The sequence below is a fragment of the Ochrobactrum sp. A-1 genome (assembly GCF_022488005.1).
Lineage (GTDB): Bacteria > Pseudomonadota > Alphaproteobacteria > Rhizobiales > Rhizobiaceae > Brucella.
In genome coordinates, this window is sequence record NZ_JAKVQC010000003.1 from 38,661 (window position 1) to 61,408 (window position 22,748).

A 22,748-nucleotide genomic window follows, 5' to 3' on the forward strand; every position below is an offset into this window, starting at 1 on the left:
ATTAAAATGTCTCGTATCGGTAAAAAACCCGTGCCGGTCCCGGCAGGCGTGACCGCCAGTGTTGATGGGCAGATCGTCAAGGCCAAGGGCGCGAAGGGTGAACTCTCCTTCGTCGTGCACGATGAAGTTCTGGTCAAGATGGAAGACGGCGCCGTAAGCGTCGATCCTCGCGACCAGTCGAAGGAAGCTCGTTCGAAGTGGGGCATGTCCCGCACGATGATCTCCAACATTTTTGTTGGCGTGAAGGACGGCTTCGAAAAGAAGCTCGAAATCAGCGGCGTCGGTTACCGCGCTGCCATGCAGGGCAAGAACCTGCAGCTTTCGCTCGGCTTCAGCCACGAAGTGGTCTACGACGTGCCTGCCGGCATCACTGTTGCTGTTCCGAAGCCGACGGAAATCGTCGTCACCGGTATCGACAAGCAGCAGGTCGGTCAGGTCGCGGCTGAGATCCGCGAATATCGCGGCCCCGAGCCTTACAAGGGCAAGGGCGTCAAGTATGCTGGCGAGAAGATCGTCCGCAAAGAAGGCAAGAAGAAGTAAGGGAAGCGCGTCATGGCATCGCCAAAAGAAACTTTGCAGCGTCGCGCTGCTCGTGTACGCCGTCAGGTCAAGGCTGTCGCAAACGGCCGTCCGCGTCTCAGCGTGCACCGCTCTTCCAAGAACATCTACGTTCAGGTTATCGACGACGTTCGCGGTGTTACCATCGCAGCTGCTTCGACCCTGGATGGCGACCTGAAGGGCAAGCTCAAGACCGGCGCCGACTCCGCAGCAGCAGCTGCAGTTGGCAAGCTGGTTGCCGAGCGTGCCGTTAAAGCAGGCGTCAGCGAAGTAGTGTTCGACCGTGGTGCATTCATTTACCACGGCCGCGTGAAGGCTCTCGCCGAAGCTGCCCGCGAAGGCGGACTGAGCTTCTAATAGCATTTTGTGCTTCCGGAAAAGAAAAAGGAAATCAGGATATGGCACAGAGAGAACGTAACCGCGAAGATCGCGGCCGTGAGGAGCGCGACAGCGAATTCGTCGATAAGCTCGTTCACATCAACCGTGTTGCCAAGGTCGTCAAGGGCGGCCGTCGCTTCGGTTTTGCTGCGCTCGTCGTTGTTGGCGACCAGAAGGGCCGCGTAGGCTTCGGTCATGGCAAGGCACGTGAAGTGCCGGAAGCTATCCGTAAGGCTACGGAAGCTGCCAAGCGCGACATGATCTTCGTACCGCTGCGTTCGGGTCGTACGCTGCATCACGATGTTGAAGGCCGTCACGGCGCTGGCAAGGTTCTGCTTCGCGCAGCTCCTGCTGGTAAGGGTATCATCGCCGGTGGTCCGATGCGTGCAGTGTTTGAAACGCTCGGCGTTCAGGACGTTGTCGCCAAGTCGCTCGGTTCGTCGAACCCTTACAACATGGTTCGTGCGACGTTCGATGCTCTGAAGCATCAGATGCATCCGAAGGACATCGCTGCACAGCGCGGCATCAAGTACTCGACCCTTCAGGCTCGCCGCCATGATGTGGTCGGTTCGGAAGAATAGCCGATAGTTTGTGTTCGTCCGGGGCCGCTCAGGCCACCGGATACGCCATAGACAAGGGATTTGAGTGATGGCTGAGAAGAAGGGCAAGACGGTTACGGTCGAGCAGATCGGAAGCCCAATCCGTCGTCCAGCCGAGCAGCGCGCAACGCTGATCGGTCTGGGTCTTAATAAAATGCACCGCCGCAGCACGCTGGAAGATACTCCGGCAGTTCGTGGCATGATCGCCAAGCTTCCACATCTCGTTCGAGTTGTGGACGAGGCGTGATAGCGCAGGGAGATAGAGATATGAAACTCAACGATCTGCGTGACAAGCCAGGTTCTGTCAAGGCGCGCAAGCGCGTTGGCCGTGGTATCGGTTCGGGCACCGGCAAGACCGGTGGTCGTGGTGTCAAGGGTCAGAAGTCCCGTTCGGGCGTCGCGATCAATGGCTTTGAAGGCGGGCAGATGCCAATCTACCGCCGTCTGCCGAAGCGCGGCTTCACCAACATCTTCGCAAAGAGCTTCAACGTTGTGTCGCTTGGCCGTATTCAGGCCGCTATCGATGCAGGCAAGCTCGACGCCAAGGCTGTTGTGAACCTCGATTCGCTGAAGGCTGCCGGCGTGATTCGTCGTGCCAAGGACGGCGTTCGCATCCTTTCGGACGGCGAACTGAAGGCAAAGATTGCTTTCGAGGTAGCCGGTGCTTCCAAGGCTGCGGTCGAAAAGATCGAAAAGGCCGGTGGTAGCATCAAGCTTCCTGAAGCCGCTGCCGAATAAGGCTTCGATACAAAAATAAAAAGCGGCGGCCTTAGTGCCGCCGCTTGCACATTTATGCCAATGCGCATATCTGGGTAGGGTCTTTTTAGTCTCGAGGCGCGACCGCTATAGATTGCGCTGACGGGGGCGGAGGACCGGAGACTTTTCACCGGAGAAATTTAATGGCATCGGCTGCTGAACAGCTAGTTTCCAATCTCAATTTTTCGGCTTTCTCGAAGGCAGAAGAACTCAAGAAGCGCATCTGGTTCACGCTGGGTGCTTTGCTCGTATACCGGTTCGGCACCTATATTCCGCTTCCCGGCATCAATCCTGACGCGCTTGCGCAGGCTTTCCAGCAGCATAGCCAGGGTGTGCTCGGACTTTTCAACATGTTCGCCGGTGGTGCCGTTGGTCGTATGGCCATTTTCGCGCTCGGCATCATGCCTTATATCTCTGCCTCCATTATCGTGCAGCTCATGACGTCCGTTGTGCCGTCGCTTGAAGCGCTGAAGAAGGAAGGCGAGGCGGGTCGCAAGATCATCAATCAGTATACGCGTTACGGCACGGTGCTTCTGGCGCTTGTTCAGGCCTACGCGATTTCGGTCGGTTTGCAGTCCGGTAACGGTATTGTCACCAATCCGGGACCGTTCTTCGTCGTTTCGTCGGTGATCACCCTTGTTGGTGGTACGATGTTCCTGATGTGGCTTGGCGAACAGATCACCGCGCGCGGCATCGGTAACGGTATTTCGCTGATCATCTTCTCCGGTATCGTGGCCAACCTGCCGCATGCTATTTCCGGTACGCTGGAACTTGGTCGTACCGGTGCGCTGTCGACGGGCCTCATTTTGGGCGTCATCATTCTTGCCATCGTGCTGATTGCGGTCATTGTTTTCGTTGAACGCGCGCAGCGTCGCCTTCTAATCCAGTATCCGAAGCGTCAAGTCGGTAACCGCATGTTCCAGGGCGACACGTCGCATCTGCCGCTGAAGCTTAACACTGCAGGCGTTATACCTCCGATTTTCGCCTCGTCGTTGTTGCTTCTGCCTGCGACCGTTGCGGGCTTCGCCAACACGACGGAAATGCCTGCATGGGCTACGACCATTCTCAATGCGCTTGGTCATGGACAGCCGCTTTACATGCTGTTCTACGCTGCATTGATGGCATTCTTCTGCTTCTTCTATACGGCCATTGTGTTCAATCCCAAGGACACCGCTGACCAGCTCAAGAAGCATTCCGGCTTTATCCCGGGTATCCGTCCGGGCGAGCGTACTGCCGAATACATAGACTATGTGCTGACACGCATCACTGTTGTCGGCGCCATCTATATCGTGCTTGTTTGTCTCCTGCCGGAATTCTTGATTTCCGCAACCGGTGTGCCGTTCTATCTCGGTGGTACTTCGCTGCTGATCGTCGTGAGCGTTACGCTCGATACGGTTGCGCAAATTCAGGGGCATCTGATCGCCCATCAGTATGAAGGGCTGATCAAGAAGTCCAAACTCAGAGGTGGGAAACGCAATAAATGAGACTGATACTTCTTGGGCCGCCCGGAGCAGGTAAGGGGACGCAGGCTGGACTTCTTACCAAGAAGCATGGAATTCCTCAGCTCTCGACCGGCGACATGCTGCGTGCAGCAGTCGCCCAGCAGAGTGAGATCGGGAAGCGCGCCAAGGCCGTGATGGACGCCGGGCAACTGGTTTCTGACGAGATTGTAAACCAGATCGTATCTGAGCGTATTGATGCTCCTGACTGCGCGAACGGTTTTATTCTTGACGGCTATCCACGCACGGTTCCACAGGCTCAGGCTCTAGGGACCATGCTGGCGGGGAAGGGCCTCAAGCTTGATGCAGTCATTGAGCTGAAGGTTGATGAGAATGCTCTGGTCAAGCGGATGGAGAGCCGCGTGGCCGAAACGATTGCCAAGGGTGGTCAGGTCCGCTCGGACGACAATCCGGAAGCTTTCCGCAAGCGTCTCGTTGAATACCGCGAAAAGACTGCGCCGCTTTCGAGCTATTACGCCGGAACCGGTGAACTGCGCGTCATCAATGGCATGGCGCCGGTTGAAGAAGTTACTGCCGAAATCGAGAGGATTCTGGTTCCGGCATGAAAATAGAAGAGGCTTGAAGAAGCCTCATTCCATTACGGGCAGGGAAAGCGTGAAGCATTTTCTGCCCGTTTATTGCTTCCAGAAGTTGATTGATTCGTCTGTGGGCCGGGTTTCACGGCTTTACGAACGTTTAATAGTTGACTTTTTCGGGCGATTCCGTCAAAGACTGCGCCACTTCAACTGGTTTTGAATGGCGGGTATCGGCGGAAATCGAAAGAGGCCGGTACCGGTCGTTTAATGCTGTCTGGTTGATCGCATCTGCCAGATGCAATTTTTTATAACTCAAGGAGAACAGACGTGGCACGTATCGCTGGCGTCAACATCCCGACGAACAAGCGCGTTGTTATTGCGCTTCAGTACATCCACGGGATCGGACCGAAATTTGCTCGGGAAATCGTAACGAAGGTCGGCATTGCTGACGATCGTCGCGTTAACCAGCTGTCGGATGCTGAAGTCCTTCAGATCCGCGAAGCAATCGATGCTGACTACCAGGTCGAAGGTGACCTGCGTCGTGAAGTTTCGATGAACATCAAGCGCCTGATGGACCTGGGCTGCTACCGCGGTCTGCGTCATCGTCGTTCGCTGCCGGTTCGCGGTCAGCGCACGCACACCAACGCACGCACCCGTAAGGGTCCGGCGAAGGCAATCGCAGGCAAGAAGAAGTAATTTCGACGGGACATATGTTCCGTCGGGCCTTTCCGGTGCGCCGGTTGGGTTTGATGCTGGTCCTTTCTTGAGGACCGGTGTAGCCGCTGGAATTACGGCGGTGTAGAGATCGATTGAAAGGACTGTCATGGCCAAGGAAGCCACGCGCGTTCGCCGTCGCGAGCGTAAAAACATCTCGTCGGGCGTTGCCCACGTAAATTCGACGTTCAACAACACGATGATCACCATCACGGATGCTCAGGGCAATGCGATTGCCTGGTCGTCTGCCGGTGCTCAGGGTTTCAAGGGTTCGCGTAAGTCGACCCCGTTTGCCGCTCAGATCGCTGCCGAAGATTGCGCCAAGAAGGCTCAGGAACACGGCATGCGCTCCCTCGAAGTCGAGGTTTGCGGACCGGGCTCTGGCCGTGAATCCGCGCTGCGCGCCCTCCAGGCTGCGGGCTTTGTGATCACGTCGATCCGCGATGTTACGCCGATCCCGCACAACGGTTGCCGTCCGCGCAAGAAGCGCCGGGTCTAATCCTCGTTCACATGCCGTACGAGCCTCGGGCTTTCCAAGTTCGGGGCTCCTCTGCGGTTTCTACACTTGATCGCTACGATAGGATGGTAGCGACGATTGATAGAGGGATACTTACATGATCCAGAAGAACTGGCAGGAACTCATCAAGCCGAACAAGGTGGAATTTATCACCAACGGCTCCCGCACGCATGCAACCGTCGTTGCTGAACCGCTGGAACGCGGCTTCGGTCTTACGCTCGGTAATGCTCTGCGTCGCGTGCTTCTGTCGTCGCTTCGCGGCGCTGCCGTGACCGCCATTCAGATTGATGGCGTTCTGCATGAATTCTCTTCGATCCCGGGCGTCCGCGAAGACGTTACGGATATCGTTCTGAACGTCAAGGAAATCGCCATCCGTATGGAAGGCGAGGGCCCGAAGCGCATGGTCGTCCGCAAGGAAGGCCCAGGAGTCGTTACGGCTGGCGACATTCAGACTGTCGGCGATGTCGAGATCCTCAACCCGGATCACGTCATCTGCACGCTGGACGAAGGCGCTGAAATCCGCATGGAATTCACCGTCAACACCGGCAAGGGCTATGTGCCTGCCGACCGCAACCGCGCAGAAGATGCTCCTATCGGGCTTATCCCGGTTGACAGCCTCTACTCTCCGGTTCGCAAGGTGTCGTACAAGATCGAGAACACCCGTGAAGGTCAGGTTCTCGATTATGACAAGCTGACGCTGAACATCGAGACAAACGGCTCGGTCAGCGGTGAAGACGCAGTGGCATATGCTGCTCGTATTCTCCAGGACCAGCTGGCGATCTTCGTCAACTTCGAAGAGCCTCAGAAGGAAGCTCCGCAGGAACAGGTTGCGGAACTGGCTTTCAACCCGGCTCTGCTCAAGAAGGTGGACGAACTCGAACTGTCCGTCCGTTCGGCAAACTGCCTGAAGAACGACAACATCGTCTACATCGGCGATCTGATCCAGAAGACGGAAGCCGAGATGCTGCGGACTCCGAATTTCGGCCGCAAGTCGCTCAACGAGATCAAGGAAGTTCTGGCATCGATGGGTCTCCATCTCGGTATGGAAATCCCGTCCTGGCCGCCGGAAAATATCGAAGATCTCGCAAAGCGCTACGAAGACCAATATTAAGACCGGCAATCCGGCTAGAACTAATTAAGGAGAAGGCTCATGCGTCACGGTAACGGATACCGTAAGCTGAACCGCACTGCCTCGCACCGCAAGGCGATGTTCGCCAACATGGCTGCTTCGCTTATCGAACACGAGCAGATTGTGACGACGCTTCCTAAGGCTAAGGAAATTCGCCCGATCGTTGAAAAGCTTGTCACGCTTGGCAAGCGCGGCGATCTGCATGCTCGCCGTCAGGCAATCTCGGCTATTCGCGACGTCAAGCTCGTTGCAAAGCTGTTCGATACGCTGGCTGCTCGCTATGCAACGCGCAACGGTGGCTACATCCGCATCATGAAGGCTGGCTTCCGCGCTGGCGACAACGCGCCTCTGGCAGTTGTTGAATTCGTGGAACGCGATGTCGATGCAAAGGGCAAGGCTGACCGCGCCCGCGTCGAAGCCGAACAGGCTGCAGAAGCAGACGCAGCATAATCTGCACTGTTTCTGACTATTGAAAAGGGCCGCCTTGTGCGGCCCTTTTTCTTTGCGCAGGCCGTGTTTCCAGTCGTTCGGGGGCAGGCGCTTCACGAAAAATTGCCTGTTTGCTGTCCAAGGTCACAATGTGGCCCTTTATCCTTGCCCTCAGTTGACTACATTCAAGACCGAGTCTTGCATGCTTTCCCGAAAGCGGCAGTAAGCTTGATAAGCGCGGAGTATGTGCATGAATTGGCGACGTTTAGGTATATTGGGTCTTGTAGTGGCGTCGGTGGGACTGGCTTTGCCGTCTGCTATGGCGCAGGATGCGCCCGTAACGCCTCCCAAGGAAGTGCCGCTCAGCCGCGCTGATATGCAACTTTCCTTCGCTCCGCTTGTGAAGGAAACCACACCCGCTGTCGTGAATGTCTATGCCGCGCGCCAGGTTCAGGCACGCTCGCCGTTTGCCGGTGATCCGTTCTTCGAGCAATTTTTCGGGCGGCAGTTCGGGGAAAGTAAACCGCGCATTCAGCAATCACTTGGTTCTGGCGTGATCGTTGACAGTTCAGGCATCGTCGTGACGAACAATCACGTCATCAAGGACGCTGACGAAATCAAGGTCGCCTTGTCGGATGGTCGTGAGTTTGAAAGCAAACTGCTCCTTCGCGACGAAACCACAGACCTTGCCGTGTTGAAAATCGAAGCCAAGGACAAGTTTCCCGTGTTGGGGCTCGGCAATTCCGACGAAGTCGAAGTTGGCGATCTGGTACTCGCTATTGGCAATCCGTTCGGGGTTGGGCAAACTGTGACGAGCGGTATCGTGTCGGCGCAATCACGTACACAGGTCGGCATTTCCGATTTCGATTTCTTCATTCAGACAGATGCTGCGATCAATCCCGGTAACTCCGGCGGCGCATTGATCGACATGCGTGGACGCCTGATTGGTATCAATACCGCTATCTATTCGCGCTCTGGCGGCTCCGTCGGCATCGGCTTCGCGATTCCGTCCAATATGGTCCGCGCCGTCGTGGAAGCTGCACAGAATGGCAGCAAAAGTTTCGAGCGCCCCTATATCGGCGCAACTTTTCAGGGGGTGACCTCTGATCTGGCCGAAGGGCTTGGAATGGAGAAGCCTTACGGGGCTTTGATTACGGCAGTAGCTAAAGGTGGCCCGGCAGAAGCGGCAGGGCTGAAGATCGGCGATGTAGTGCTGTCCGTCCAGGGCGTTCGCGTCGATAATCAGGATGTGCTGGGATACCGTCTGTCAACGGCTGGCATCGGCAACACCGTGTCGATCGAAATCATGCGGGACGGAAAGAACCAGACCATCCCGGTGAAGCTCTCCAAAGCGCCTGAAGTTAAGGAAACTGCGCCGCAGGTGATCAAGGGCGATAATCCCTTCGCCGGCGCCGCTGTCCTTGTGCTGACGCCATCCACGGCTAAAAAACTGCGTCTCAAGAATGATAGCCAGGGAGTGGCCGTTGTCGATGTCTATTCCGGTTCGCCAGCGGCGCGGCTCGGATTGCGCCCCGGTGACATTGTTCGTAGCATTAACGGCAACCCTATCCGCACCGTGGAGGATATGACTGCGATTCTGGATGCAGGACGTGGTCTTGCCTGGCGGCTTGAGGTGGAACGCAACGGTACCCTATTGCGTCAGTTTGTGCGCTAAATCTTATCGTTGGACATCGCCAAAAGTTGCATGCCGCTTCAGGTGAGACTATGCCTGAAGCGGCATTAGTCTTTTGATAGAGCAAGTAAATGAGCGACCTTTTCTCAGCGGCGGCAGACCCGAACGCGGACCGCAACCGGCCGCTTGCTGATCGTCTGCGTCCGAAGCATTTGTCGGAAGTAACCGGTCAGGAACATCTGACCGGGCCTGAAGGTGTACTGACACGCATGATTGCGTCCGGTTCGCTCGGCTCCATGATCTTCTGGGGGCCTCCCGGTACCGGCAAGACGACCGTTGCCCGCCTGCTTGCCGGAGAGACTGATCTCGCATTTGAACAGATTTCGGCGATCTTCTCCGGGGTCGCCGATCTCAAGAAGGTTTTTGAAGCGGCCCGCGCGCGGCGCATGTCGGGACGTCAGACGCTGCTTTTCGTAGACGAAATTCATCGCTTCAATCGTGCGCAACAGGATTCGTTTCTGCCGGTCATGGAAGACGGCACAGTTATCCTGATCGGTGCCACGACAGAAAATCCGTCGTTTGAACTCAATGCCGCTCTTTTGTCCAGGGCGAGGGTGCTGACTTTTCACCCTCATGATGGCGAGAGCATTGCAACACTTCTTACCCGTGCCGAAGAGCAGGAAGAACGCCCCTTGCCGTTGGACGAGGAAGCGCGGGCCAGCCTTGTTCGCATGGCTGACGGCGATGGACGCGCTGCGCTGACGCTTGCCGAGGAAGTCTGGCGCGCAGCCCGTCCCGATGAAGTGTTTACTGCCGAAAAGCTGCAGGATGTCGTGCAACGCCGCGCCCCGGTTTATGACAAGGGGCAGGACGGGCATTACAATCTGATCTCGGCGCTGCATAAGTCGGTGCGGGGATCGGACCCCGATGCGGCGCTTTATTATCTTTCCCGTATGTTCGATGCGGGCGAAGACCCGCTATATCTTGGACGGCGGCTCGTGCGCATGGCCGTGGAGGATATCGGCCTTGCTGATCCGCAGGCACTGGTCATCTGCAACGCTGCCAAGGATGCGTATGACTATCTCGGTTCGCCGGAAGGCGAACTGGCACTGGCGCAGGCCTGCGTTTATCTTGCGACGGCTCCGAAATCGAACGCTGTCTATGTGGCTTACAAAGCTTCGATGCGCGCGGCCAAGGAAAACGGTTCCCTGTTGCCGCCGAAGCATATTCTCAACGCGCCGACCAAGCTCATGAAAAATGAGGGTTATGGTGATGGCTATGCCTATGACCATGACCAGCCAGACGCGTTTTCGGGGCAGGATTATTTCCCCGAAAACATGGGCCGGCAGAAATTCTACGATCCGCCGGAGCGGGGTTTTGAGCGGGATATTCGCAAGCGCCTCGAATATTGGGCGCGGCTGCGGCAGGAGCGTCAGGGGCGCCGTTGACGTTTGGAGCGATTCTGTTTCAGCCTCGAACCCTCCAGAAACACGCTATCCCCATAGTTATCCACATTCATCCACAGTTCGAGCCGCTGTCGTATTGGCAACGGCTTTTGCTTTGCTTCTTCACGCGGGTTTGAAGAGCGACGGAAGTGGCGACCTGTCGTTAGAAAGGTCTTCTTAATCTTTACATTTTATCAATTTTTACAAAGAGACGAGGTTTTCCATGATGCGCGTTTTGTTTCTCGTCGCGCTCGTGATCCTAGGAGGCTGCGCGACCGCCCCACGGCAGGTCAACAATGTGTGTGCGGTCTTTGATCAACGCGACGGTTGGTTCAATAACTGGCAGACGGCTGCCACGCGGGTTTCGCGCGAGTTCGGTGTTCCGGTTCCAGTTCTTATGGCCACAATCTATACTGAATCCGGCTTCCAGCCCTATGCACGCCCGCCACGGACCAAGATTCTCTGGATTATTCCGTGGAAGCGGGCCTCCAGCGCCTATGGTTATTCGCAGGCGCTAAATGGCACCTGGGATCGTTACAAGCGGGAAACGGGTCGGTGGACGGCATCGCGCACCAATTTTGCGGACGCTATCCATTTCATCGGCTGGTATCACTATCAAAGCTATCTGAAGAACGGCATCAATCGCGCCGATGCCTACAGTCTTTATCTCGCTTACTATTCGGGCCACGGCGGTTATGCTCGTGGTGCCTGGCGCGGGAATGCCACGGCGCTCAACGGCGCAAAACGGGCCCAATCCATGGCCAATCGTTACGCCACGCAGTTGCGCAGTTGCGGAGGCATCGGCTAAAAAGCGAAAGACCGGATTCAGTCTCGCATTTGAGACACCATCCGGCCTTAATCGCTATTATCATGCGAGCGGATTCGCTAATTGAGGATGACCATTTCATGCTGAAGAAGATCGGTATTGCCCTTTTCGCCGCCACATTTCTGGCAGGCTGCACCACCGACCCCTATACCGGGGAACAGAAGATGTCGAACACTGCGGGCGGTGCTGCGATTGGCGCGGCTGTTGGTGCCCTCGGTGGCCTGATGGTCGGCGGTTCCAGCCGCGCGCAGCGCAATGCCGTTCTGATCGGCGCCGGTATTGGTGCCCTCGGCGGTGGTGCAATCGGCAATTACATGGATCGACAGGAAAATGAGCTCCGCGCACAGTTGCAGGGCACCGGTGTTTCCGTGACCCGTAACGGCGACCAGATCATCCTGAATATGCCGTCCAGCATTACTTTCGATACCGATCAGGATCAGGTGAAGAGCCAGTTCTATCCGACGCTTAATTCGGTCGCGATTGTGCTGCGCAAGTTCAACCAGACGCTTGTGGACGTTTATGGCCACACCGATTCGACCGGCAGTGTCAGTCATAATCAGGCTCTTTCGCAGCGCCGTGCCGCTTCGGTTGCAAGCTATCTCGGTTCGCAGGGTATTGATCCGCGTCGCTTCGCCGTTATCGGCTACGGCGCGAGCCAGCCAGTTGCCACTAATGCAACACCGGAAGGCCGTGCACAGAACCGCCGTGTGGAAATCCAGATTTCGCCGCTTCGCGCCGCAAGCTGATTCCCTTCCCAAGGTAATAGGCTTCAAAAAGAACGTAGTTCTTCGAAAGAAGGGCTGCGTTTTTCTTTGTCTTTCCGAATCGCTAGATGAGCCGTTTGGTTCGAATTAAGTTAATTCGTGGATAGTTCGATTATTTTCGTATTCGCTGATGTTGGAGAACGATTATAGAACAAAAATACGGAATCGTTTATATTCAACAGGTTAGCCTCATTGCCAAAAGAGAACAAAACAGATACAAATAGATAGTGGCAACGAGCCTGCCGGGCTTCTAGCGAGACAAGAGGATGGTGTAAGATGTCTCAGAATTCATTGCGACTTGTTGAGGAAAATTCAGTGGACAAGACTAAGGCTCTCGATGCGGCACTGTCGCAAATCGAAAGGGCGTTCGGTAAGGGCTCGATCATGCGTCTGGGGAAAAATGCCCCGGTTATTGAGATCGAAACCGTTCCGACCGGCTCGCTTTCTCTGGACATCGCGCTAGGTGTCGGCGGCTTGCCCAAAGGACGTATTGTCGAGATTTACGGACCGGAAAGCTCTGGTAAGACGACACTTGCGTTGCATACGATCGCGGAAGCACAGAAGAAGGGCGGTATCTGTGCGTTCGTCGATGCGGAACATGCGCTTGATCCTGTCTATGCGCGCAAGCTGGGTGTAGATCTGGAAAACCTGCTTATTTCGCAGCCGGATACGGGCGAACAGGCACTTGAAATCACTGACACGCTTGTGCGTTCGGGCGCTATCGACGTTCTCGTCGTTGACTCCGTCGCTGCCTTGACGCCGCGTGCGGAAATCGAAGGCGAAATGGGTGACTCCTTGCCAGGCCTTCAGGCTCGTCTCATGAGCCAGGCACTGCGCAAGTTGACCGCATCGATCTCGCGTTCGAATTGCATGGTGATCTTCATCAACCAGATTCGTATGAAGATCGGCGTGATGTTCGGTTCGCCGGAAACGACGACCGGCGGTAACGCCCTCAAGTTCTACGCTTCAGTTCGTCTCGATATTCGCCGTATCGGTTCGATTAAGGAACGTGATGAGGTTGTTGGTAACCAGACCCGTGTGAAGGTCGTCAAGAACAAGCTTGCTCCGCCCTTCAAACAGGTCGAGTTCGACATCATGTATGGCGCTGGCGTTTCAAAGACCGGTGAGTTGATCGATCTTGGTGTGAAAGCCGGTGTTGTCGAGAAGTCTGGTGCATGGTTCTCGTATAATTCCCAGCGACTGGGGCAGGGCCGTGAAAACGCCAAGCAGTATCTCAAGGACAACCCTGAAGTGGCCCGCGAGATCGAGACGACGCTTCGTCAGAATGCTGGTCTGATTGCTGAACAGTTCCTCGAAGATGGCGGACCGGAAGACGACGCAGGCGACGCTGCCGAAATGTAAGATAGACAGCATCGAATGAATTATCGAAGCCCCGTGCAATTGCACGGGGCTTTTGTTTTTGCGACGAGATTTTTTGCGGGCGGACAGAGCTGATTTTCCGCCTGCATTTATCGTCATTCAGCAGAAATTGCTTTTATGGCGCAGCGTACTTATCTGGACAGAAAAGCAAGGCACCGTTAAAAGCGGTCAACCGAAAACTCCACTTCACATTCTAGCGGTGCGGGAGAGCCTCGGACCTTCGATAATCGTTGGTGGCTGTGGGAGTTTGAACAGGATAATTTATGCAGCTTTTTGCAAAGCTGCATCCGTGCAGGGCAAAAAAGCCCAAGGGTGACTTATGGCTGGCGTCAACGAGATTAGGTCCACATTCCTCGACTATTTCCGCAAAAACGGGCACGAGGTCGTTCCATCGAGCCCGCTCGTTCCGCGTAACGATCCGACGCTGATGTTCACCAATGCGGGCATGGTGCAGTTCAAGAATGTTTTTACTGGCCTTGAGCATCGTTCCTATAATCGTGCGACGACCTCGCAGAAATGCGTTCGCGCCGGCGGCAAGCACAACGATCTGGACAATGTCGGCTATACCGCTCGCCATCACACCTTCTTCGAAATGCTGGGCAATTTCTCGTTTGGCGACTATTTCAAGGAAGATGCCATCAGCTTCGCCTGGAACCTGATCACGAAGGAATTCGGCCTTCCGAAGGACAAGCTGCTCGTCACCGTTTATCACACGGACGACGACGCCGCGAATTACTGGAAGAAGATCGCCGGTCTTTCCGATGACCGCATTATCCGCATTGCTACCAGCGATAATTTCTGGGCTATGGGCGATACCGGCCCATGCGGTCCGTGCTCTGAAATCTTCTTTGACCATGGCGACCATATATGGGGCGGCCCTCCGGGATCGGCTGACGAAGACGGTGACCGTTTCATCGAAATCTGGAACCTCGTTTTTATGCAGTTCGAGCAGATCACGCCCGAACAGCGCATTGACCTGCCTCGTCCGTCCATCGACACGGGCATGGGGCTGGAGCGCGTGGCCGCGGTCCTGCAGGGCGTGCATGACAATTACGATATCGATCTCTTCAAGGCACTGATCCGAGCTTCCGAAGAAGCAACCGGCGTGAAGGCTGAAGGTGAGTTCCGCGCCAGCCACCGCGTCATTGCTGACCATCTGCGCGCATCGAGTTTCCTGATCGCCGACGGTGTCCTGCCTTCCAACGAAGGCCGTGGCTACGTGCTGCGTCGCATCATGCGCCGTGCAATGCGTCATGCCCAGCTTCTGGGTGCGAAGGAGCCATTGATGTGGCGTCTGTTGCCTGCTCTGATCCGCGAAATGGGACAGGCTTATCCGGAACTGATCCGCGCCGATGCGCTGATTTCCGAAACGCTCAAGCTCGAGGAAACCCGTTTCCGCAAGACGCTGGATCGCGGTCTTGGTCTTCTGTCGGATGCGACGGAAAGCCTTGTTGAAGGTGATCGGCTTGATGGCGAAACCGCTTTCAAGCTTTACGACACCTATGGCTTCCCGCTCGATCTGACGCAGGATGCTCTTCGTCAGCGCGGCATTGCTGTGGATACGGATGGCTTCAGTGCCGCCATGGAACGCCAGAAGGCCGAGGCCCGTGCCAATTGGGCTGGTTCCGGCGAAGCTGCAACCGAAACGATCTGGTTCGGTATCAAGGATAGGGTCGGCGCGACTGAATTCCTTGGATATGAGACCGAGACTGCCGAAGGCGTTATTACTGCTTTGGTGCGCGACGGTGCGGAAGTGCAGTCGGCTTCCGAAGGCGAGACCGTGGTCGTCGTCGTCAACCAGACTCCTTTCTATGGAGAATCCGGTGGCCAGCAGGGCGACACCGGTACGATCTCTGGTGAAGGTTTTGCTATTGCAATCAAGGATACGCAGAAGAAGGGCGAGGGTGTCTTCGTTCACATCGGCGAAGTCACCAAGGGGACGACGAAAACTGGCGATGCTGTCGAACTGAAAGTGGATTCAGTGCGCCGCACGCGCATCCGTTCCAACCACTCGGCGACCCATCTTCTACATGAGGCACTGCGTGAAACGCTTGGTAGCCATGTCGCACAGAAGGGCTCGCTCGTTGCACCGGATCGTCTGCGTTTCGACTTTTCGCATCCGAAGCCGATCTCGGCTGAAGAACTGACGCAGGTGGAAAGCCTCGCTAATGAAATCATTCTGCAGAATGCTCCCGTCAGCACCCGGCTGATGGCTGTTGACGATGCGATTGCCGAGGGTGCCATGGCACTGTTCGGTGAGAAATACGGCGATGAAGTTCGCGTCGTTTCCATGGGCACCGCCAAGCACGGTTCGAAGGAAGGCAAGGCCTATTCGGTTGAGCTTTGCGGCGGCACACATGTGCGCCAGACCGGAGACATCGGCCTCGTCCGCATCGTTTCGGAAGGCGCGGTTGCTGCTGGCGTTCGGCGTATGGAAGCGCTGACGGGTGAGGCAGCACGTCTTTACCTCGAAGAGCAGGACGAGCGTGTAAAGGCCATCGCCGGTGCATTGAAGACGACACCATCTGAAGCGCTGGAACGTGTCAACGCACTGCTTGATGAACGCAAGAAGCTGGAACGCGAACTTGCCGATGCCCGCAAGAAGCTTGCGCTTGGCGGCGGTTCGGCAGATGGCGGCAGCGCCGTTGAAGCCGTGAATGGCGTCAACTTCCTCGGCAAGATCGTGACGGGCGTTTCCCCGCGTGATCTCAAGCCGCTTGCCGACGAGGGCAAAAAGCAGGTCGGTTCCGGTGTGGTGCTGTTCATCGGCATCGGAGAAGATAGCAAGGCCAGTGCGGTTGCTGCTGTGACGGAAGATCTGGTTGGCCGGTTTAGTGCGGTCGATCTGGTTCGTGCTGCTTCTGCGGCCCTTGGTGGTGCAGGTGGCGGCGGTCGCCCGGATATGGCGCAGGCCGGCGGGCCGGATGGCGATAAGGCTGATTCTGCGATTGCAGCGGTCAAGGCACTCATCATCTAATGCAATAAAAGGCCGGGTTATCCCGGCCTTTTATGTTAACGGAATTAGGCCGCATGAACCGTACGGCTATCGTCAGGCGCTTCGTTTCGCTCATCCAGGCCGTAGTCGCGCATGACGCTGGCTACACGCAAACGGTAGTTTTCAAAAACGCCATTGCGTCCCTTTCCCTGCGCCACCCGATGAGACGGTAGGTTGCGCCATTCGCGTACAGCATCGTCGTCGCGCCAAAACGAGAGCGAAAGCAATTTGTCGGGATCGGCCAGGCTCTGAAAACGCTCGATCGACAGGAAACCGTCAATCCTGGAAAGATCTTCGCGCAGGCCTGCGGCAATATCGAGATACTGTTTGCGTCTGTGGCCATCGGCAGGCCAGACTTCGAATATGACGGCAATCATAGCTTGATGAACTCCCCATGCGGTGCGGATTGGAGTTTAAGGAAGATGCGGTCTTCGGATCGGATGAACTGTTCCCGACACGCAAATTCATAATTCTCGCGTCCCAGCGGATCGGCGGCGAGCCGTGCCCGGTATGCTTCATACGCGGCAAGGTTTTCGATTGAATAGACGCCGTAGGCTGTGGTTGAAGAACCTTCATGCGGCCCAAAATAGCCGATGAGATTTGCACCGTTACGCGGAATGGCCTGTCCCCAGTTGCGCGCATATTCTGCAAAGGCATCCGCCTTGAACGGGTCGATCTGATAGCGGATGAAACAGGTAATCATGCGTGTCTCCTTCAAATGCATGTCTTCGATGCTGACAATGTAGCAATTGAAATGCCTTCATAGTTCGGTTAGCATCGAAGTATGAAAGATGGTCCGATCATAGCTTCCGTTGCAGCACTCCTCGGTGATCCGGCGCGTGCAAACATGCTCACGGCACTGATGGATGGCCGCGCGCTGACAGTCAGTGAACTTGCATCAGCCGCGGGTGTGACGCTGCAAACCGCCAGCGGACATCTTGCAAAGCTCGATGCGGCCAATTTGCTGGTTGCGGAGAAGCAGGGGCGGCACCGCTATTTCCGGCTTTCAGGAACAGATGTAGCGCAGGTCCTTGAGGGACTTATGGGCCTCGCGCAACGCACTGGCGCTGTGCGGGTGCGGACTGGCCCGAAAGATCAGGCGCTGCGCAAGGCACGCATCTGCTATGACCATCTGGCCGGTGAGTGTGGCGTGGAAATGCTCGATGCTTCGCATCGGCTGGGATTGATTGTCGACGATAGCGAACCGGTGCTGACAGAAAAGGGCAAGTCGTTTTTCAGTTGCCTCGGCGTGGATGTGACCACTTTGGAGCAGGGCAAGCGTCCAGTCTGCCGTCACTGCCTCGACTGGAGTGAGCGTCGCAATCATCTGGGTGGAGCGCTCGGGGCCGCACTCTTGAACCATTTTATTTCACAAGGCTGGGCACGTCGTGAAGCGGGGCGTGTCATCGCCTTTTCGCCGAAAGGCGCGCAGGCATTCTCCCGCACATTCGAGCTGGCTGGCCAGATCGCATGACCCGACGTAGCCAGCGTTAGTATTGTCAATGCTGTGTGGCAGCAGCTGCAGCTTCGTCCAGTTCCGCAGCGCGCTTCATGGCGGGGCGATCTTTTAGTCGGTCCCAATAGGCGACGAACGCTCCTCGGGTAGGCAAAGTGCCGAAGCGCAGGCCCCAGCCGATGTGCGAGCCGACATAAACATCAGCAGCCGTGAAACGGTCACCGGTGATGTATGGATGGTGCGAAACGGCTTTTTCCAATGTGTCGACCACCGTGTCGTAATTACCGTATCCGACCATTCCCTGCTTGTCTGCGGGGATTTCAAAGCCGAGCGCATGGTTGGACAAGGCAGCTTCCACAGGACCTGACGTAAAGAACAGCCAGCGGAAGAAATCCGCGCGCTCATTGGGGTGCGGCGCCAGGCCAGATTCCGGAAACGTCGTTGCCAGATAAGCGCAGATTGCGGCTACTTCCGTCACCACCGCATCGCCATGGCGCAGGGCGGGAACTTTGCCCATCGGATTGATTGTGCAGTAGTCAGGCCCCTTCATCGGGGGGCCGAAATCCAGAATTTCCACATCATAGGGTTTGCCGACCTCTTCCAGCATCCAGCGCGCAATGCGTCCGCGCGACATCGGGTTGGTATAGAGCTTCAACTCAGCCATTTCATCCTCCCTGTAAGCGGTGGCAGGATGCGCTTTTTCCCTTGAAAAAGAAATGAAAAAACCCGGCAGCGGTGCTGCCGGGTTTTCCATATCGACAATAAAAGTCGAAGATTTTATTAGGCGGCCATGGCCTTCTGGAGGTTTTCGTCGATCTTGTCGAGGAAGCCGGTGGTCGAAAGCCAAGGCTGATCCGGACCGATGAGCAGGGCCAGATCCTTGGTCATGAAGCCACTTTCGACGGTGTCCACGCAGACCTTTTCCAGCGTGTCAGCAAAGCGCTTCAGCTCGGCATTGTCGTCGAGCTTGGCGCGATGCGCCAGACCGCGGGTCCATGCGAAGATCGAAGCGATCGAGTTGGTCGAGGTTTCCTCGCCCTTCTGATGCTGGCGGTAGTGACGGGTCACGGTGCCGTGTGCAGCTTCAGCTTCAACCGTCTTGCCATCCGGCGTCATCAGAACCGAGGTCATCAGGCCGAGCGAGCCGAAGCCCTGAGCCACGATATCCGACTGCACGTCGCCGTCGTAGTTCTTGCAAGCCCAGACATAACCGCCGGACCACTTGAGAGCCGAAGCCACCATGTCGTCGATGAGGCGGTGTTCGTACCAGATCTTTGCAGCCTTGAACTTGTCTGCGAATTCGGTCTGGTAGACTTCTTCGAAGATGTCCTTGAAGCGACCGTCATAGGCCTTCAGGATGGTGTTCTTGGTCGAGAGATAGACCGGGTAGTTGCGCTGCAAGCCGTAATTCAGCGAAGCGCGTGCAAATTCGCGGATCGATTCGTCGAGATTGTACATGGCCATTGCCACGCCAGCCGACGGAGCCTGATAGACTTCGTGTTCGATGGTCTCGCCATCTTCACCGACGAACTTGATCGAAAGCGTACCCTTGCCGGGAAACTTGAAATCGGTCGCACGGTACTGGTCACCGAAAGCATGACGGCCAACGATGATCGGCTGGGTCCAGCCCGGCACGAGACGCGGTACGTTCTTGCAGATGATCGGCTCGCGGAAGATCACGCCGCCGAGAATGTTGCGGATGGTGCCATTGGGCGACTTCCACATCTTCTTGAGCTTGAACTCTTCAACGCGCGCTTCGTCAGGGGTGATGGTCGCGCACTTTACGCCGACGCCATATTCCTTGATGGCGTTGGCTGCATCGATGGTGACCTGGTCGTTGGTCGCATCGCGGTTTTCAACCGACAGATCGTAATATTTCAGATCGACGTCGAGATAGGGATGGATCAGCTTGTCCTTGATGAACTGCCAGATAATGCGGGTCATCTCGTCGCCGTCGAGTTCAACGACTGGGTTCGCAACCTTGATTTTTGCCATGGATGAAGCCTCTTTTTCAATGCGTCGCGCCCGTATAGCACTCACGGCGAATAAGGCAAAGCGTAAGAGGCTTATTCTTTGGCCTATAGAGCGTTTAGGTGGTCAAAATTTCGGGAGAGATTTGCGAGGGGGGTGGAACGGCTTTCGGATGGCGCAAATTATGCGGCGTGGTTGTTAACGTGAGATTTCTCCCATGACGATTGCCTCTCGCGATAGTTTTCCTGTTCCCCGGCCAAAATTGTTTCCGCATCCAGTGTGGAGATGGCGGTTGACTTGTCGGTGGGAACAAGGCCGTTCAACTGTAGCGAAAGATAGCGTCCGCAGCAGACTCGCAGGAACGACGCAAAATTATCGAGGTCGTGCCCCTCATTGCGTGATTCATCGTAAAGTTTGCCGATCAGGCGGCTGACCGTGAGATCATCGCGTGCCGCAATATCTTCCAGAGCCCACCAGAAGAAATTCTCAAGCCGAACGCTTGTTACGACGCCGTCGATACGCAGCGAACGTGTCACGCTCAGCCAGAGTTCAGGATCGGCACCGATGAACAGCCTGCACATGATTTCCTCCGGATCATTCTCCCAACTTTACTGTCGCTCAGTTTCGCCCCACCTGCAACCTTGTTGGCAAACAGGCAGGGCGGTGTTGCGATCAGCTATGGGTGATCCTGGTGCCGAGCACAGTAAGGAACTGTGACAGCCATGCCGGATGGGCGGGCCATGCGGGCGACGTGACAAGATTACCATCCGTGACAGCCTGATCGACCGGAATGTCGGCATAGGTGCCGCCGGCAAGCTCGACTTCCGGGCGGCAGGCCGGATAGGCAGAGCAGGTGCGACCTTCCAGAACGCGCGCTGCGGCCAGCAATTGCGCGCCGTGGCAGACTGCAGCAACAGGCTTGTTTGCCTCGAAGAAATGCTTCACCACGGCGATAACCTTACCGTCGAGACGCAGATATTCCGGTGCCCGGCCACCGGGAATGACAAGTGCGTCATAGCTCTCCGGTTTCACCTCGGCGAAGGTAGCGTTCAACGTGAAGTTATGCCCCGGCTTTTCCGTATAGGTCTGATGGCCCTCAAAATCGTGAATGGCTGTCGCGATATGATCGCCAGCCTTCTTTCCGGGGCAGACCGCATGAACCGTGTGGCCAACCGCCAAAAGTGTCTGGAACGGGACCATGGTTTCATAGTCCTCACCAAAGTCGCCGCAAAGCATGAGTATCTTCTTACCGGACATGGTTTCCTCCCTTGATCCTGTATCTGGTGGAAGCAGTCTGGCATGAATGGGCGGCAAACAGGTGTTATCGGGCTACTACACAGGCTTTTCCGTAAAACACGTAAGGGGAATCTTTGCGATTCCGCGTCAATTATGTAAGGGAAACGCCACGATACGATTGCAAATGCGGAAGAGATCATGGCAGGAACAGATAAACAGCGCCCCTTTATCGCGGAAGGACCGGCGATCGTGCTGGTGGAGCCGCAATTGCCGGAAAATATCGGCATGGTGGCGCGTGCCATGGCGAATTTTGGTCTGGCTGAACTGCGTCTCGTTAATCCGCGCGAGGAATTTCCAAGCGAGAAGGCGAGGGCAGCAGCCAGCAAGGCCGATCATGTGATCGACAATGCGGTGGTCTATGACGACCTCCCTTCTGCTATCGCCGATCTCAATTTCGTCTATGCGACAACGGCACGCGAACGCGATGGTTTCAAGCAGGTTCGCAGCGCCGTGGAAGCGGGTGGCGAACTGCGCCGCCGTTTCAGGACCGGAGAGAAGACCGGCATCCTGTTTGGTCGCGAACGCTTCGGTCTCAGCAATGAGGAAGTCGGTCTGGCGGACGAACTGGTGACGTTTCCGGTCAATCCGGCCTTCGCATCGCTGAATATCGCGCAAGCCGTTCTATTGATGTCCTATGAATGGATGAAGTCGGGTCTTGAGACGGAGACTGAAACGGTGTTCCGTGGACCGGAGCTTGAGATGGCGCCGAAGCAGGAGTTGCAAGGACTCTTTAATCATCTCGAAGAAGCTCTTGATGTCAGAGGGTATTTTCGCCCGGAAGCCCGTAAGGAAATCATGGTCAATAATTTGCGCGCCGTACTGACGCGCGCCGGTTTCGCATCTGCGGAGCTGAAGCTGCTACGCGGCGTTGTTACGTCTCTTGACGTGTTCACACCGAAGAAGCCGCGTGGCTCGGGTGCCCCGGAAGGCCGTGCGCGCAAGCCTGTGAGCGAGGCTCCGGCAACAAAGGACAAGGACGAATGAAAAACGCACCCGCTTTAAGCTTTTCCGCCATGCCTTCTGCCGACGCCGAAAGACCCATTCTGGTTTTTGACAGCGGTATCGGAGGGCTGACGGTTTTGCGCGAAGCGCGGGTGCTTATGCCGGATCGTCGCTTCGTCTACGTTGCCGACGATGCCGGGTTTCCCTATGGCGGATGGGAAGAGGATGCGTTGAGGGAGCGGATTGTCGAGCTGTTCGGCAAGCTCATCGCTGCTTATGATCCCGAAATCGCGGTCATCGCCTGCAATACGGCCTCCACGCTGGTGTTGGACGATTTACGGCAAGCCTATCCTTCGGTGCCGTTTGTCGGCACAGTGCCGGCAATCAAGCCCGCTGCCGAAAGAACATCGTCGGGGCTCGTTTCCGTGCTGGCGACCCCCGGTACTGTGCGGCGTGCTTATACGCGCGATCTCATTCAATCGTTTGCTTCCCAGTGTCATGTTCGTCTCGTTGGTGCTGACCAGCTTGCGGCGGTAGCGGAAGCGCATATTCGCGGCGAGAAGATCGATGAGGCGCTGGTTGTGGACCAGATCGCCCCGTGCTTCATTGAGCAGGATGACAGCCGGACCGACATTGTCGTTCTGGCCTGCACGCACTATCCGTTTCTTGCCAATGTGTTTCGTCGTTTGGCGCCATGGCCGGTTGACTGGCTCGATCCTGCGGAAGCGATCGCCCGGCGCACTGTCTCCCTGCTGAAACCACGCCGCGCCGATGAAGAGCTACATCATCACAATGATCTAGCGGTGGTGACATCCCAAAATCCGGATTATGCCATTCGCAGGCTCATGCAGGGTTTTGGTCTGCATTTTGCATGAGGCTTAATTCTTAGGGCCTTGAATTTTCCGGACGTGTAGCGATCATGGGA

The 22,748-nt window shown here is 56.2% G+C and carries 26 protein-coding genes; 20 read left to right on the plus strand and 6 right to left on the minus strand.

The features are described 5' to 3' along the window. Positions 1-6 precede the first annotated feature (6 nt). The 17 genes from rplF (at position 7) to alaS (ending at position 16,140) form a co-directional block, all read left to right on the plus strand. Entirely contained in the window at positions 7-540 is a 534-nt protein-coding gene (gene rplF / locus MKS82_RS01720) for a 50S ribosomal protein L6 (RefSeq protein WP_010659923.1), read from the plus strand. Positions 541-552: 12 nt separating this feature from the next. Then, positions 553-915, plus strand: coding sequence for a 50S ribosomal protein L18 (gene rplR, locus MKS82_RS01725; protein ID WP_010659924.1), 363 nt, complete (start codon positions 553-555; stop codon positions 913-915). Positions 916-956: 41 nt separating this feature from the next. Further along, positions 957-1,517 (plus strand): 30S ribosomal protein S5, encoded by a 561-nt coding sequence (gene rpsE, locus MKS82_RS01730; RefSeq protein WP_006467009.1) that lies wholly within the window; start codon positions 957-959, stop codon positions 1,515-1,517. A 67-nt stretch (positions 1,518-1,584) separates the two neighbouring features. Beyond that, complete coding sequence (rpmD, locus tag MKS82_RS01735) at positions 1,585-1,782, plus strand: 50S ribosomal protein L30 (RefSeq protein WP_002967737.1); 198 nt, start codon at positions 1,585-1,587, stop codon at positions 1,780-1,782. A 20-nt stretch (positions 1,783-1,802) separates the two neighbouring features. Then, positions 1,803-2,273 (plus strand): 50S ribosomal protein L15, encoded by a 471-nt coding sequence (rplO, locus tag MKS82_RS01740; RefSeq protein WP_109987724.1) that lies wholly within the window; start codon positions 1,803-1,805, stop codon positions 2,271-2,273. A gap of 161 nt (positions 2,274-2,434) precedes the next feature. After that, entirely contained in the window at positions 2,435-3,775 is a 1,341-nt protein-coding gene (gene secY, locus MKS82_RS01745) for a preprotein translocase subunit SecY (RefSeq protein WP_104756405.1), read from the plus strand. Beyond that, positions 3,772-4,356, plus strand: a complete 585-nt coding sequence (locus MKS82_RS01750; RefSeq protein ID WP_109987725.1) for an adenylate kinase — start codon at positions 3,772-3,774, stop codon at positions 4,354-4,356. Before secY ends, MKS82_RS01750 begins: the two co-directional genes overlap by 4 nt. Before the next feature lie 297 nt (positions 4,357-4,653). Then, positions 4,654-5,022, plus strand: coding sequence for a 30S ribosomal protein S13 (gene rpsM, locus MKS82_RS01755; protein ID WP_006467002.1), 369 nt, complete (start codon positions 4,654-4,656; stop codon positions 5,020-5,022). Positions 5,023-5,149: 127 nt separating this feature from the next. Next, on the plus strand, positions 5,150-5,539 hold the full coding sequence (rpsK, locus tag MKS82_RS01760; protein ID WP_002964339.1) for a 30S ribosomal protein S11: 390 nt from the start codon (positions 5,150-5,152) through the stop codon (positions 5,537-5,539). 115 nt (positions 5,540-5,654) lie between these two features. Continuing rightward, on the plus strand, positions 5,655-6,668 hold the full coding sequence (locus MKS82_RS01765) for a DNA-directed RNA polymerase subunit alpha (protein WP_061346158.1): 1,014 nt from the start codon (positions 5,655-5,657) through the stop codon (positions 6,666-6,668). 39 nt (positions 6,669-6,707) lie between these two features. Further along, complete coding sequence (rplQ, locus tag MKS82_RS01770; protein ID WP_006467000.1) at positions 6,708-7,136, plus strand: 50S ribosomal protein L17; 429 nt, start codon at positions 6,708-6,710, stop codon at positions 7,134-7,136. A gap of 229 nt (positions 7,137-7,365) precedes the next feature. After that, on the plus strand, positions 7,366-8,790 hold the full coding sequence (locus tag MKS82_RS01775; RefSeq protein ID WP_240578286.1) for a DegQ family serine endoprotease: 1,425 nt from the start codon (positions 7,366-7,368) through the stop codon (positions 8,788-8,790). An 89-nt stretch (positions 8,791-8,879) separates the two neighbouring features. Then, entirely contained in the window at positions 8,880-10,196 is a 1,317-nt protein-coding gene (locus tag MKS82_RS01780) for a replication-associated recombination protein A (RefSeq protein WP_109987727.1), read from the plus strand. Positions 10,197-10,416: 220 nt separating this feature from the next. Beyond that, positions 10,417-11,001, plus strand: coding sequence for a transglycosylase SLT domain-containing protein (locus MKS82_RS01785; protein ID WP_061346161.1), 585 nt, complete (start codon positions 10,417-10,419; stop codon positions 10,999-11,001). A 98-nt stretch (positions 11,002-11,099) separates the two neighbouring features. Then, on the plus strand, positions 11,100-11,765 hold the full coding sequence (locus tag MKS82_RS01790; protein ID WP_010659932.1) for an OmpA family protein: 666 nt from the start codon (positions 11,100-11,102) through the stop codon (positions 11,763-11,765). A 294-nt stretch (positions 11,766-12,059) separates the two neighbouring features. Next, positions 12,060-13,145, plus strand: a complete 1,086-nt coding sequence (gene recA / locus MKS82_RS01795) for a recombinase RecA (protein ID WP_109987728.1) — start codon at positions 12,060-12,062, stop codon at positions 13,143-13,145. A 337-nt stretch (positions 13,146-13,482) separates the two neighbouring features. Continuing rightward, positions 13,483-16,140, plus strand: a complete 2,658-nt coding sequence (gene alaS, locus MKS82_RS01800; protein WP_109987729.1) for an alanine--tRNA ligase — start codon at positions 13,483-13,485, stop codon at positions 16,138-16,140. Between the two features lie 44 nt (positions 16,141-16,184). On the opposite strand, the gene MKS82_RS01805 is transcribed toward alaS, so the two are convergent. Next, on the minus strand, positions 16,185-16,535 hold the full coding sequence (locus MKS82_RS01805) for an antibiotic biosynthesis monooxygenase family protein (protein ID WP_109987730.1): 351 nt from the start codon (positions 16,533-16,535) through the stop codon (positions 16,185-16,187). Continuing rightward, positions 16,532-16,861, minus strand: a complete 330-nt coding sequence (locus MKS82_RS01810) for an NIPSNAP family protein (protein ID WP_109987731.1) — start codon at positions 16,859-16,861, stop codon at positions 16,532-16,534. The genes MKS82_RS01805 and MKS82_RS01810 overlap by 4 nt, the downstream gene beginning before the upstream one ends. Positions 16,862-16,942: 81 nt before the next feature. Here MKS82_RS01810 and MKS82_RS01815 point away from each other — a divergent pair, with 81 nt between their 5' ends. Beyond that, positions 16,943-17,632 (plus strand): ArsR/SmtB family transcription factor, encoded by a 690-nt coding sequence (locus tag MKS82_RS01815; protein ID WP_109987732.1) that lies wholly within the window; start codon positions 16,943-16,945, stop codon positions 17,630-17,632. Between the two features lie 25 nt (positions 17,633-17,657). On the opposite strand, the gene MKS82_RS01820 is transcribed toward MKS82_RS01815, so the two are convergent. The 4 genes from MKS82_RS01820 to MKS82_RS01835 all read right to left on the minus strand — a co-directional run bounded on the left by MKS82_RS01820 (position 17,658) and on the right by MKS82_RS01835 (position 20,842). Then, positions 17,658-18,278: a glutathione S-transferase family protein gene (locus MKS82_RS01820; protein WP_109987733.1), complete on the minus strand. Its 621-nt coding sequence runs from the start codon at positions 18,276-18,278 to the stop codon at positions 17,658-17,660. Between the two features lie 116 nt (positions 18,279-18,394). Then, a complete protein-coding gene (locus tag MKS82_RS01825) occupies positions 18,395-19,609 on the minus strand; it encodes an NADP-dependent isocitrate dehydrogenase (protein ID WP_104756395.1) in 1,215 nt (404 codons plus the stop codon). Positions 19,610-19,767: 158 nt separating this feature from the next. Further along, complete coding sequence (locus MKS82_RS01830; RefSeq protein WP_109987734.1) at positions 19,768-20,166, minus strand: ribbon-helix-helix domain-containing protein; 399 nt, start codon at positions 20,164-20,166, stop codon at positions 19,768-19,770. A 91-nt stretch (positions 20,167-20,257) separates the two neighbouring features. Next, complete coding sequence (locus MKS82_RS01835; protein WP_109987735.1) at positions 20,258-20,842, minus strand: DJ-1/PfpI family protein; 585 nt, start codon at positions 20,840-20,842, stop codon at positions 20,258-20,260. Positions 20,843-21,019: 177 nt separating this feature from the next. Here MKS82_RS01835 and MKS82_RS01840 point away from each other — a divergent pair, with 177 nt between their 5' ends. Together MKS82_RS01840 and murI are read left to right on the plus strand one after the other, a co-directional pair. Continuing rightward, on the plus strand, positions 21,020-21,865 hold the full coding sequence (locus MKS82_RS01840; protein ID WP_109987736.1) for an RNA methyltransferase: 846 nt from the start codon (positions 21,020-21,022) through the stop codon (positions 21,863-21,865). Beyond that, positions 21,862-22,698: a glutamate racemase gene (gene murI, locus MKS82_RS01845; RefSeq protein WP_109987737.1), complete on the plus strand. Its 837-nt coding sequence runs from the start codon at positions 21,862-21,864 to the stop codon at positions 22,696-22,698. Before MKS82_RS01840 ends, murI begins: the two co-directional genes overlap by 4 nt. The last annotated feature ends 50 nt before the right edge of the window (positions 22,699-22,748 follow it).